The sequence below is a fragment of the Butyrivibrio sp. NATIVEDY162 genome (genome assembly GCF_045999815.1).
Classification (GTDB): Bacteria; Bacillota; Clostridia; order Lachnospirales; family Lachnospiraceae; genus Butyrivibrio.
In genome coordinates this window covers 2,944,515-2,958,034 of sequence record NZ_CP172573.1, presented here as the reverse complement: position 1 = coordinate 2,958,034, position 13,520 = coordinate 2,944,515, and the positions used below count along the sequence as shown (strand labels likewise).

General features: G+C 36.7%; 6 protein-coding genes. 1 reads left to right on the top strand and 5 read right to left on the bottom strand.

Translation table 11 applies throughout. The features are described from left to right. Window positions 1-120: 120 nt before the first annotated feature. The 5 genes from ACHCNF_RS12740 to ACHCNF_RS12720 form a co-directional block, all read right to left on the bottom strand. On the bottom strand, window positions 121-1,140 hold the full coding sequence (locus ACHCNF_RS12740) for a tyrosine-type recombinase/integrase (protein ID WP_408070155.1): 1,020 nt from the start codon (window positions 1,138-1,140) through the stop codon (window positions 121-123). 190 nt (window positions 1,141-1,330) lie between these two features. After that, the gene (locus tag ACHCNF_RS12735) at window positions 1,331-2,716 is read right to left on the bottom strand and encodes an ATP-binding protein (RefSeq protein WP_408070154.1); all 1,386 of its coding nucleotides are present in this window, start codon (window positions 2,714-2,716) and stop codon (window positions 1,331-1,333) included. 272 nt (window positions 2,717-2,988) lie between these two features. Then, the gene (locus tag ACHCNF_RS12730) at window positions 2,989-4,650 is read right to left on the bottom strand and encodes an AAA family ATPase (RefSeq protein ID WP_408070153.1); all 1,662 of its coding nucleotides are present in this window, start codon (window positions 4,648-4,650) and stop codon (window positions 2,989-2,991) included. A gap of 357 nt (window positions 4,651-5,007) precedes the next feature. Next, window positions 5,008-5,565: a type III toxin-antitoxin system ToxN/AbiQ family toxin gene (locus ACHCNF_RS12725; protein ID WP_408070152.1), complete on the bottom strand. Its 558-nt coding sequence runs from the start codon at window positions 5,563-5,565 to the stop codon at window positions 5,008-5,010. An 839-nt stretch (window positions 5,566-6,404) separates the two neighbouring features. Further along, complete coding sequence (locus ACHCNF_RS12720) at window positions 6,405-9,536, bottom strand: InlB B-repeat-containing protein (RefSeq protein WP_408070151.1); 3,132 nt, start codon at window positions 9,534-9,536, stop codon at window positions 6,405-6,407. A gap of 881 nt (window positions 9,537-10,417) precedes the next feature. Between ACHCNF_RS12720 and ACHCNF_RS12715 the strand changes: the two genes are divergently transcribed. Beyond that, the gene (locus ACHCNF_RS12715) at window positions 10,418-13,348 is read left to right on the top strand and encodes an Ig-like domain-containing protein (protein WP_408070150.1); all 2,931 of its coding nucleotides are present in this window, start codon (window positions 10,418-10,420) and stop codon (window positions 13,346-13,348) included. Window positions 13,349-13,520 lie beyond the last annotated feature (172 nt).

Genomic DNA, 13,520 nt, shown 5'->3' with positions numbered 1-13,520 from the left:
TGGCCCTTTTTGCAAAAACTTGTCACGACACCTTACACATACCTATTAATGGAATGTTCTCTTATCTTAATGATACAATTATTAATCAAAAAAACAATTAAAAAATTATAAAATATACTATTAACCGATAATCGCATTCAGTTTATTGTTAACCACTACATCCAGATTCTTATCTATTTCATTAATATATCTCTGAGTAGTGGATATACTTTCATGTCCTAACTTTTCTTTTGTATATTCGATGTCTTTTGTCATCATGTATATAGCAGTTCCATAACTGTGTCTTAGCTTATGACATGAAAAGCCACCTTCAATTCCTACTTGAGAAGTATAATACTTAACTGTATTATTTATTGACCAGTAACTGAGTCTTGTCTGTATATTAGAAACAAATAACGCACCTGTCTGTCCTTCAACATCTACTCCCATTATCTGTGCTCTTATAGGTATCCATTCATTAAGTGTATCCATTACAGAATCTACCAATTCAAAGCCTTTAGTCTTATGTCCTTTATTGACAGTAATTACAGTTTTATTTTTAAAATCTATGTCTTCAACATTGATTTCTCTTAATGGCTCTACCCTTATACCCGTTGTAAGGAATATTTTCATTAGAAGAATGTCTCTGACTTTCTTACTTCTTTGAGTGAAACTGCCTCCACTATTCTTCTCAACTATTTTCATAAGCTGCTTCATCTGTTTCTGAGTAAGATACTTGTTAGAGGCTACATCTCTGTTTTTAGGGCGACTGGTTTTCATAACGATGTTATCTTTTATGAATCCATTTATGGAAAGAAAATTGAAAAATGAATTTAATGCAGACCACGCCCTAGTCTGTCTGGCAGAAGAGCTATCTCTGATCGTACCATCTTCTTCCTTTATATATTTAATCTCCGATAAATATGCATTGATATCCAGCGGAAGTAATTCATTTAATATATCCAATGTTATCTCGTCAGCTTCTCTATATTCCTTGAGCCATTTAAAAAAAGCCAGTATATCAGTTGTATAATTATTCTTAGTTACCCATGAATAATCTGACAGAAAATATATATACTGCTTTAGAAATACAGGCTCATATTCGAGTTTTCTATTTATTTTTTCTTTAAGCTTCATCTCGGCTTCAATTCTACCTTGCATACTCTCTCCTCTTTGCCATCGTGTTTTTTAGGAATATATTTTTCACCAATATATCTTTACTGTAAATACAATAATTATCCATAAGTTTTACATTACATAAACACAGGCACCCAAAAAGAGGAGCCGGTATAAAACCGACTCCTCTGATTGATAGGGTGTAAATCACTATGTGTATGTTTTCTCATACATCTTACTGGTAGAGGTATAAATCCTTTAATTCAATATGTCCTACTTCTTCAGATTCTTCATAATTAAATCCTGACCGTGAAAAGAACACATATTTGTAGCAGTTTAGCCCGGTTTCTTTAACCTGACTGATTTCTTTTTCTATCACTTCCTTTGAAGTCTTTTTCTTTCTAAATTTTACTTCGTAAAATACATATCCCTTTTCGTCCAAGGTCACAACATCAAACTCTCCATTTATGTGCCTTTTAGGATCATCATAATAATATTTTCCAATTTTCTCAATCACCGGATCAATATACCCGAGCCTGTTCTGCTTGATAAGATATTGTCTGCATATTTCTTCAAATCTTCCCGGTACATATTGTTCTTCAAAATCCTTGTCTATATATTTATCATAAAAAACTTCCGGATCCATAATTGTAAGCTGGGATAGGTGATTGAATATATATCTGAAGTAAAATCTTGATAGATTATCACAGATATAATAACCGGCTTTTTTCTTATTGTTCTCATCATTAATGGGTGCCTTCTTTTCCACAACCTCCATTTTTATAAGTTTTTCTAATACATCTACGAGAGTTGGCGCACTTGATACATTTGACTGAGAAAGAATATCACTATATTTTGAAAAGCCACTGGCTAATGCTTTAAAGACCTCATTAGCGTTTACTATTTTTGAAATCTCCGACTTTAAATACATCGGCACTTCATTTTCAAGCCTGGCTCCGGATGAAGCTATGAGATCGATAATATTTTCTTTTACCGTCTTTCTATCATCAACAAGTCTGTTGTAATATGGTATCCCACCAAAAACAGAATAAATCCTGACCTTATCCTCATCAGACAAGTTCGGATAAAACAAAGCTGATTCATAATAATCCATCTGTTTAAGATCTATAGTCAGATCAACTCTGCCATATAATGGATTAGATTTTTCAAGAAGTGATTTCATGACGTCTACATAGGACCCAAGTATGATAAGTGTTAGATTAGTAGAATCTTTATATTTATCTATAAGTGATTGCAAAATGCTATCAAGTCCTTTCACGCATTCACGGAGATATGGATACTCATCTATTACAAATGTGATTTTGTCATCCTTTGAAAGCCTGAAAATATAATCCATCAGTTCTTCAAAAGAAGTATATCCAAGCTTTGGCATATCAAGCATTTCAGATAACACATCACAGATACTTGCAACATTACTTTCTTCAGTAACTTGCTTACATTCATAGTAAATACACTTGGAATCAGATTCCTCAATTACCCTCTTTGCAAGAGCACTCTTCCCTACTCTTCTTCGCCCATAAATCAGTACTGTCCGCATCTCATCTGCTGTTATCTCATTCTTAATGCGTTCGATTTCTTTTTTTCTTCCCAGAAATTTCATTTTATTCGACTCCTTCCGACTCGGTGCAAACCGAACTAAATTTATTATAATAAACTATGTACTGCTTGTAAAGTTAATTCGGCTGTCTCCGACTCGGTTTTCACCGAATTAGAACAAGTAAAGCAGGGTCTAAGAGGGCGGAAGAGCGAGGCTGTATTTTTTGAAGTCTGATTCACCTAAAAAGAGGAGCCGATATAAAACCGACTCCTCTGATTGATAGTGTAGAAAGCACTATGCTTTGGGTTTGCATTTTAATATTAAAACATTTGCATCTACTCTACCCGAATCATTTTTCCACAAAAAGATATCCCATATTTATAAATCGTATTAACGTTCGCCTGCCTTAATTCTGTCTCATATTTCTTATCATCTATCTGCTTTAATGCTTCTCTGGCATCTTTTTCCAGATCTTTTTCCGAACTACTACTCTTGAATTCCAGAATTACGCCTACACCATCCGGCCTTTTAGGGTAAAGGGCTATATCAAATCTTCCATAGCCACTTTCTTTGTTAGATTTCACCTTGTGAGTATCAAAAATACACACAAGAATGCCAAGCATCATGCCATGATAAAAACCTTCTGTACTAACATCAAAATAACTGACATAATTAAGTATGAAATCAGAAAGTGCACGCTCCAGCTCCCCGGCATCTCCCTTAAGCAATTTCTCTATTAGCGCATTTTCTATTACAGAAGATCTGTTTCCTGACATTCTCTCCAGAACATCACGTTTAAAAATGCTTGCTACCTCTTTATTAGGAATTCTTAATTGACACTCATCCTGTTCGCTACCATCGTTTCCAAATGGAGTTAAGTATCCTGTAGTTAGAAGCATCGTGAATAATTTATTATTGCTTTGGCCAATTTCATCATAGATAATTCCTTCATCAATCCATGCTGAAACAGGATCTCCATTTAACAACTTCTCCATAGATGTTTCCATGGAAAAACCTTCATTCCCCAGACTTTCAGAAAGAATAGAGTATGATCCGGTATTTGTCCAATATGCCTGCACCTTACAATGATTATCAATATACTTAATGACGGACCAGGGATTATAGATATTTTCTGAACCGAAACGATACCCATCATACCATTCGATTACTTCCTCTTTTTTATCTGTTAATCCATAATCATAAAGTATTTTATCTATATCTTTTCCATTAAATCCAAATACATCACTATATTTGTCAGAAAGCACAGAGCACACATCAAGATTATTTAAATCACTAAAAATACTCTCTTTAGCTATCCGCAGCACCCCTGTCAAAATTGCAAAGTTCATTCGATCATTAGTTTTTAATACTGCCCCCAATAATCCCTTTACAAAATCTATCGCCTCATGATAATATTTTTCTCTGGCATCATAAGCACATTGAATAGGAGTATCATATTCATCTATCAGGATAACTACCTTCTCTTTATTATATTTATACAGATACTCCGTCATTCGCTTTAATGAAAAGCGTAGTTCTTCATCAGACAGCTCATACCTGAGTGCTTTGTTATAATACTCCTTTTCATCATCAGCCAATACTGACATGATATCTCTATTTCGCCCATAGATATCACTAATTATCATAGCAAACTGCTTTTTCATACTATCGAAATTATCCGCTTTTATATCCTTGAACGTCAAAAACAAAACCGGATATTTTCCCTGTTCTGTCATATACTTTTTATTATCAGACAGTCCTATATCACACTTTTCAAATAGTTTTCTGTTTTCTGCCACATCATCATTAGCATAAAAGTATTTGAGCATACTCATAGTAAGCGTCTTACCAAATCTCCGCGGCCTCGTAATCAGAGTCACATCAGAGTGTCCATCTATAAGTGACATGATAAAGCCCGTTTTATCTATGAAATAATAATTTCCTTCTATAAGCTTTTTATAATCCTCTATGCCAATTGGCATCTGTTTATTATCCATATGTCACACATTCTCCGAAAATTTGTATTCATTCAAAAACAAAATAATCATCTCTGCCTCTTGTTCTTGTCCAATTATTAATTGAATACAATGAATATTGAGGTTTCAGAATTATTCTGGCAAATTCTTCTATATCAATGAGATTCATAACTTTTTCCATCACCATATCATTAGTTAATCGATGTGTGTTTTCGACATTTCAACTCATCAATATATAATTGAACTTCTTTATCAGTTAGTATATTTCTCAAATCACTCTCATAATAGTTTTTATTGGTCATAATTTTTCCCTACCCTGAGTTGAATGATAAATACATCGCATCAAGGCATCTCCTTCCATGTAATACGCTTAACTTATTAGTTTAGGTCACTTACAGGTTTATGATCATCTATCCATTTATCGCACTCGGCTTCCGCAGCGATAAAGTCCAGGCAGTTGGCAACTACTTTGTTGTTCTTATCATCTGCCTTTTTCTTGCTGTATAAGATCCTGGCATTTTTGATTATCTTGTCCTCATTCTTACGAATATAGATAAGCTCCTCTAAAACAAGATCCTTATATGCCTGATCCTTTTCCCCCTCAACATCATACAGCTCTATCTCGGAATCCGGTACGGGAATCATCGTTCCTATCTGAAGAGTGCCTTTCAGTTCCTCCGCATCTCCAGATTTGGACACTATCCTCATTACAATAAGGGAATCCTTTCGAATTGTCTTTTTCCCATCAACCACGATATAGTCATGTTTGTCCTTTGGAGAGGACAGCGGAATATAATAATTGTGATCACCAATGGTAAGAACTACACCAAGATACTTTCTGGTATGGGTTCTTACATCTTCCTTATTCGAATAGACACGAGGAAACTTCCCACGCAGGTACTTTATGTACTCATCAGAAATACTATATAATTTCATAAATCTCCCTAAAGAAATAGAAGCATCCGTTAAGATGCTTCCATTGTTGTTAAGCCTTCCACTTAAACGGCAGGAACTCTCCGGTTGTTAAACCTTCCACTTAAACGGCAGGAACTCTCCGGTTAATACATCTTCAAAGGACTATTAGCCTCTTTTCTACTTATATTTTACATCAAATGCTTAATGAATCAATTGACAAATTTAACAAATTTCAGCTTATGGCATAGCCATACTTTACTCTATTCTCTTTTAAAATATGATCGTTACTGTTGTTCCAACTCCAGGTACACTGTCTAAATCTATCTTCGCTTCATGAATATCCACAATATGCTTCACTATGAAGACTGTATCACTGCCGTAACTCCGGCTCCCAATAATACTGCGAATAACCTTTTCATTGTTAGTTTTTCCAGAATGACTTCAAGCTTACCACCTCCGCCAAACAAGTTAGGAACTTTTACCACCTCTTTACTGATCTGAGCCAGTTCCTTACTTATTTTCTTCTCATCATCTGCGATATCCTGGATTTTTTTCTCGCTTTCTGCTTTCTGTTTCTCAGCCTCTTTAATCCTTTACCTGATAACTGCCGTAAACCACGCCGCAAATAAACCTGCGACGTTTATTTTACAGGTAGGCGGATTATTTGACGCTTACTTAAAAACTTTGATTTTTGTAAAAAATACTCTAAAGTTAATGACATTGTGTTAGAGCGCGCCCATGGCGCGCAAACTAAAAAGAGGAGCCGGTATAAAACCGACTCCTCTGATTGATAGTGTAGAAAGCACTATGCTTCTTTGTTTTTTAGTATCAACTTAAAAGCTCAAGTGATTAAGCGTTGATTATTTCTTAACCTTAACCTTAACTGACTTAGGCTGTCCGCCCTTAGCCTCAACGTTCTTCTTGGTATCCTTGTCAGCTACGAAAATCTTAGCCTTCTTGTTGATCTTCTTGAATGCGTTCTTTCTGATAATTACGTCCTTACCCTTGATAGTAACCTTCTTAAGCTTGGAAGCACCATTGAATGCATTCTTTCCGATTTCGGTAATGTTAGCCTTTACAGTAATCTGCTTGATGGACTTATTCTTCTTGAATGTATTGTCCTCAATCTTTGTTACTGTGTACTCTTTACCATCAACTGTGATCTTCTCAGGAACTTCATACTTGCCGTTCTTGATTGCTGTTGCAGGAACTTCCTTAATAACAGCTGTTCCGTCAACCTTGGTGTCAACCTTCTCACCGGATACTGCATTAACATTATTCGCTGCCTTACCAATCTTTGCAAGTTCTGCATTTGCTGCATCTGCCGCTGCCTTCTGAGTAGCTGCTTCCTGGGTAGCCTTGTCAGCTGCTGCTTTCTGGGTAGCTGCATCTTCCTTAGCTGCTGCTTCGCCTGCCTTAGCCTCAGCTTCAGCTTCCTTAGCTGCTTCTGCCTCAGCCTCAGCTTCATTTGCAGCATCTCTAGCAGCTTGCACGTCTTCAGGAAGCTCCCATACGCCATACAATGTAATAGTATCGCCATCTGATGCACCGACTTTTTCTACGACATCAGCAATTTTATCATTTGCAACTACAAAATCAGGCTTTGTAGCTGTCTTTGAAAGAGCCCAGCCCTTGAAAGTATATCCATCAGGATAATCATCCATATTAGGTTCAGCCAACGCCGTTGTAGCTATATCTTTATCTTCAACACTTACACTAGGAATTTTAATTCCACTATCACAGTTCTTGTCATAAACAATGATGTATTCAGATTCTTTATTGACCCACTGTGCCGTAAGTGTTACAGCCGTCGTTGCAGTAATAGTTGCTTCATCTGCATATTCTCTTTCGTCACCATCTTTCCAGCCCTTGAATGTCTTACCAGCAAGTTTATATGTATTCTTGGGAAGTTTTGTTGCCACACCAGAATCTACGATAAAGTCTTCCATAGGAGTTGCAGTTGCTCCTCCACCATTAAAGGTTACTGTTACAGTTGCCTTTGATACAGCATAGAACGTAATCTCACCTGCGCTGATATCTGCAGTCTGAGGTTTATATGTAGAACCAGCTGCATATATAGTTGCTCCAGATGCTTTTGCAGCTGCCTCACTAGCATAAGCCTTTCCTAATGTCCAACCAACAAGTGCTTTATTATCGCCAGGAACAACACTATCATTCAAAGTAACAGTTCCGTTCTTTGATACAGTACTAGTTGCTGCATTATCTCCTGGTTTAGTTAATTTATAATTTATAGTAATAGCATCATCTTCACTTGCATAAATAGCATAAAGCTTAACTGTAGCGTTCTTTGCTGTAAATAGATTCTTGACCTGAGTTGTATCTAAATATTTGGGATTTACAGCTGAACTATTTGTATCCCAGCCCAGAGCCCTTTTGCCAGTAACTAATGGTAAAGCACCTATCTGAACCGCACTATCGTAATCTACTGTTCTGCTATCAATTCTTGTACTTCCATTGTATGTTTCTACAGTGAATTTATCTTTTTCCCACTGAGCATAATATGTTGAACCATCATAAGTAGCCTCGAAACCATCTGCCTTTGCTATTCCGCCTTCGCCAGTAGCAGTTGTATTCCATCCTATAAAATGATAATTCTTAGGAGCAGTAAAGCTATTGGTTACAGTAACTTTTGCCCCTTCAATGCCCTCCATCTCAATTATTTCGGGTTCGTCATCTTCAAAGATTGCAGGATAATTGGGATCCAAAGTAATAGAGTCCTCATCAACTGTAGTTTTTTCAAATACTGCAAAAAGATTGATATTCTCAGGTTCTGCTTTATTAATACTTATAACATCACCGGTGTTATACTCAACTTCACCTGTAGCTGTTGTTGACCATCCCTTAAACTCGTAATCATCTGCACCAGCAAATTGAATCTGATTCCTTGTACTCATAGCAGTTGCCACTACTGTAGGTAATGTAACTGTGCCGCCGTCTACTTTTAATTCTGCTGTATGTGATCCATCCCACGGTTTTCCTGTCTTAACTATCGAAATATGGGCAGTTTTTGCGGCATTATTAACTGCTAATGATACGTCCTTTGTATCTGCAACCCAATTATAATACAAGGTTGCTTCTCTATCTTCTCCTATCGCTGCCAGAACAGCATCTACATCATCAGTATATGCAAAGGTCTCTCCTGTTCCATCAGCTTTTGTATTCCACTCATAACCTTCACCAAGAGTATAATACTTCTTAGATACTACAACGCCATATTCCTGCGGAGATGCTAATTTAGTACTGTGTATAGCACTATATTCTCCCGTAATTGCTGAAGGCACCTTACCTGTTGTAGCACCATTCTTATCAAATCTGATGGTATACATCTGCTCTTCATATGCCGGTGTAAATACTATGGTTTCATTATCATAGTTAGTATCTTTATAAGCAAGATCTATCGCAGCAGACTGCTTTGCAGCACTATCACCAGCCTTGATTTCAAGTTCAGGGTCAGAATCCAGATTCCATCCTTTAAACACTTTATGAGCTTCAGTAGGTTCTTCAATTGCTGTCTCCAAAGCTTTTTCGTAGGATTTAGTTGCCAAAGTTGCATTATTGGAATCTTTTATCGTAAGTATATTTCCTACATAATTACCTGTTAATGTAGCCGTACTTCTCGGTACTGTTATATCTGCATAGGTTGCCTCTGGAGTCAGATCCTTTTTTCCATCATTCCAAGCAAAATGATATCCTCCCGGGATATTTTTTGCATTCTCAATGTATGCCGCCTGTCCTGGAAGTTCAGCGTTAAGATTACCGCCTTCGCCATCAGTTATAGTAACCGGATTTGGATTTACTTCTTTTAAATTTCCGCCAGTATTACCAACCGCAAACGTAATTTTATCGCCAGCTTCTGCATTACCTGAATACTCAACAGCCAATGCCGTCAATGGCATCGCCACTGCGCTCAAGTTACTTACAGCCAATGCACCAGCTAGTGCATATGACCATAATCTCTGTCTTTTAATCATGTTGTTTTCTCCCTTCATAAAAAAATATATTTTTTTACGTTAGACATTTAATGCCTGGGAAAACCAACTTTTTACTTATAATATTTTGTTATGAAAAATTGGCTTCGCCCAGACACTAAAGTCATCCATAGTTACCATGAATTGTGAATCTAAGAGATTCCCTCAAAAATATAAGTAACAAAAATAATGCATATTATTTAGATAAAATTAAGGGAAAACATTAAATAGAAAGGCATAAACAAGGGAATTTTAAATCATAGACTTATGCCAAAAATGAAAATATTATAAAAAATATGAGTTTATTTTTTGTAGCCCCTATTTTTATTTTTTAGCTGGCGAATAATTGGGTATGGTGCTTAAAACCGATTATTAGAAATCAGTTTATTGTTTTTTAATAATTGAGAAACGGCATTATAACTGGATAAGTGTTATAATCATTAATGTCTTGGTGATAACGCTTGGACGGATTCTTATGAGGGATGATGATCTTAGATCATCAAAAGGGACAACAGGAACAAAGGAATAATAATCATCAAGTAGTGACTGCTACTGGTGTATGATTGGTTTTAGGGATATCTGTATCCTTATAGCTTTGTTTTTTATACTTTCTTTTAAAATTCCCCCAGAGAAAAATCGCACCTTGAAAACTAAATATGGAAAAATGCTTATACTTTTTGTTTCAAAATTTATCTAAATAATATGCATTATTTAGATGAGTTCGCAGACTTCTTCTCCCAAATGCAGCAAAATCCGTTAATGTCGGGTTTTGCTCGTTTAAAAAAGTGTATCAATTAAAAATGGGTGAAACCAGGCATTAACGATTGCAAGTTAATCCCGAACTAACTATTTTCAACTTTTCTATGAGAAAGGGGACATGATTTATGAAGAAAAACAAAAAGATTTGGTCATATGCTCTCGCGTGTGCGTTAGCTATGAGTAATCTGAGTGTAGTGGCGGCGCCATTTAGTAGTATTGTGGCGCAGGCTGCAACTACGGAAGTCACAGCTTATGATGTAACATTCCCTGCAGCGTCTGCACAGATTGAAAAAGGAACTACAGTTGTATTCTCGGTTGCAGATGAAGCAGAAGATCTTGTTGCTGGTGCTGCTTTAGTACCATTAACTAGTGATGGTAAAGCCATTGAAAATCCGAGTGAGGTGATAAATGTTACTGCATTAACGGACGCAGATGCAGGAAAATATAAAGTAGAATTTTTAAAAGCAGGTAAATATAAGATTAAAGCTTCTAAATCCGGAGGTGAAAGTACAGTAAATATAGGTATTTCACCTGTAATTACTGTTACTTCTAATTATACTGCTCAATTAGATGGAAAAGAATGGATTGCCGGTTATGCAGAAAAAGGTAAAACGTATGATGTCAGAGTTATGGCGGATACTGTAGATGTTACTACTACAGCTAACATTACAGTTGAAGGCCCAGCTACATACTCAAACCGCAAGCTGACAATTAACAGTACTGCTATTGATAATGCTAAAGTAAAAGTTTACTATCAGACGGCTGAGATGATTAAAAAGGAATCTCTGCCAGAGCTGACTGTTAAAGATGCCACAGCTACAGAAACAATGGCACTATCATTGGATCCTAAAACTGCAAGTATGACATATAATACCACAACTCCTATAACTACATTAGTTGGTAAAGGTAGTGTTCCAAGCGGATACACATTAGATGCTAAATATAGAGCATATGTTGAAAGTGGTAATGGCGTTTTAGTTGAACCAAAAACAGCATATGTGGATGGTTTTTCTTCTTCAAATATATTTACGATTACAGCAACTGAAGTTGCAAAGAAGGAAACTGTAGTTGTAAAGTATATCTTAAAAGGAACAGCTACTAATGGTGGTACTGTTACACCTGATAGACCTGCTTCCATTGATTACGAAGGTGAAATCGAACAGACAGTAACTGTTTATCCAGCACCTAAATATGAACTTACTGTTACTGGTGATAACCAGGATAAAACAAACAAGAGGTTGTTTACATTAAAAGAAGAAGAAGGTTCTATTAAGCTTACTGCTTCTATAGACCCTGCTGGAAAAGACATTCCTGCGATTGAGGATGTAAAATACGTTTGGTCAGTAACACCTGGTACTAAGATAAAGGTTAGTGGTAATGGACCGACAGCAACAATTACTCCTGTAAATCCGTTTACTGCAACTTTAACCGAAGCCGACTATGAAACAGTGAGACTTACCATAACAGAGAAAGATGGTACTACTCCGATTACTACAATACAAGATACAGAAGTGCATCCATATCCATACGAAGCAAAAATCAAATTAGCTACAGAATCAAAGCCTTCAATCACAGCTGATAAGACAGATATCAAAGCTAATGAAGCAGTTACATTTACAATTAAGGATGCTTCAGGTAAGACTATAACAGATCTTACAGGATATGAAATTAAAGATAATGGATCAACTATACCTTTGGATAGTAAGATGAGTTACACATTCGCAAGCGTTGGTTCACATAAGATTACAGTAAAGGATACAACTAGAAAACTTGAAAGTGATCCTGTAACAATTACTGTAAGAAGTGAAGACGGTCAGAAGGCAACTGGTCTTAGAATTGACAAAACTGAGATTGAACTCAATGACGATTCTCAATTGGATGATTATAAAATATCTGTAACAGTTCTTCCTGATGGAGCAGAACCCAATACAAATGCAGCAGAAATTAATACAGTTACCGTAAAGTCAAGTGATAGTAAAGTAGTTACTACAACTCAGGCTGAGCCTATAAATAACGAGACTATTATTACACTTAGTGATGAAGGACCTGGTGAAGCAACTATCGAAATCACAGCAGATGATCCTTCTGTAACACTTAAGAAGACTGTAAAGGTTACAGTAGCTGGTTACAAGAAGATTGAGATCAGCGGTGATGATGAAGTTGAAGTTGGAGCAACAACAAAGCTTAACGCAGACGTTCAGGTTTATGGTAAGAAACAGTCTAAGGATATCATCTGGCACTCAACAGATGAAGATGTAGCAACAGTTAAAGACGGTGTTGTAACTGGCGTTGCTGAAGGAACAACAACTATCTATGCTACACTTGCAACTGACGATTCTAAGAAGTCAAATGAACTTGAGATCACAGTAGTTGATAACACAATTCCTAACGCTATCAAAGCAGCAGAAGCAGCAGCTGACGCAGCAGTAGCTAATCCTACAGATGCAACAATCAAGGCAGCTCAGGATGCAATCGCAGCAGCTAAGACAGCTGGCGCAACAGATGCACAGCTCAAGTCCGCTAATGATAAGGTTGCAAAGGCAGTTGAAGCTAAGAAAGCAGCTGACGAAGCAGCTAAGAAGGCAGCTGATGGTTCCGCAAAGGATACACCCGCTCCTGTTAACACAGAACTCAAGGATGCAGCCGGCGCAACATTCAAGGTAACCAACGCTACAGCTGGTTCAGCTGAAGTCGCATATGTAGCTCCTGCTGATAAGAACGCTAAGTCAGCTACAATTCCTGATACAATTACTGATGCTTCCGGCAACGTTTACAAGGTAACTTCTATTCCTGCAAACGCATTCAAGAAATCAAAGGCTACAAAGGTTACTATTGGTGCAAACATAAAAGATATTGATCCTAAGGCTTTCAAGGGCAGCAAGGTTAAGACTATTGTTGTTAAAGGAACAAAGCTTACCAAGAAGATGGCTAAGGCTATTGTTAAGTATGTGAAAGAAGGCGGAAAGGTTCAGTGCAAAGGCGCTAATAAGAAGGCTAACAAGAAGCTCCTTAAGAAGCAGTCCAGAGCAAAGAGCGGAAAGGTTAAGATTAAGTAATTCAAACCATCTTACAAAATCTTAATTCATGAGAAGAATTTGCAAAAAGTATTAAGCATATAAATACCTAAGTATTTATCAAATTAGTTCGGGCAATTAATGCCTCATTGCAAAAGGAACGGGATCTGGTGACAGGTCCCGTTCTTTTGTTGTTAAAACAGTTCTAAATTTT

Excerpts from the sequence above, each read along its gene's own strand:
- ACHCNF_RS12740 (WP_408070155.1), bottom strand. The coding sequence starts at position 1,140 with ATGCAAGGTAGAATTGAAGCCGAGATGAAGCTTAAAGAAAAAATAAAT.
- ACHCNF_RS12735 (WP_408070154.1), bottom strand. The coding sequence starts at position 2,716 with ATGAAATTTCTGGGAAGAAAAAAAGAAATCGAACGCATTAAGAATGAG.
- ACHCNF_RS12730 (WP_408070153.1), bottom strand. The coding sequence starts at position 4,650 with ATGGATAATAAACAGATGCCAATTGGCATAGAGGATTATAAAAAGCTT.
- ACHCNF_RS12725 (WP_408070152.1), bottom strand. The coding sequence starts at position 5,565 with ATGAAATTATATAGTATTTCTGATGAGTACATAAAGTACCTGCGTGGG.
- ACHCNF_RS12720 (WP_408070151.1), bottom strand. The coding sequence starts at position 9,536 with ATGATTAAAAGACAGAGATTATGGTCATATGCACTAGCTGGTGCATTG.
- ACHCNF_RS12715 (WP_408070150.1), top strand. The coding sequence starts at position 10,418 with ATGAAGAAAAACAAAAAGATTTGGTCATATGCTCTCGCGTGTGCGTTA.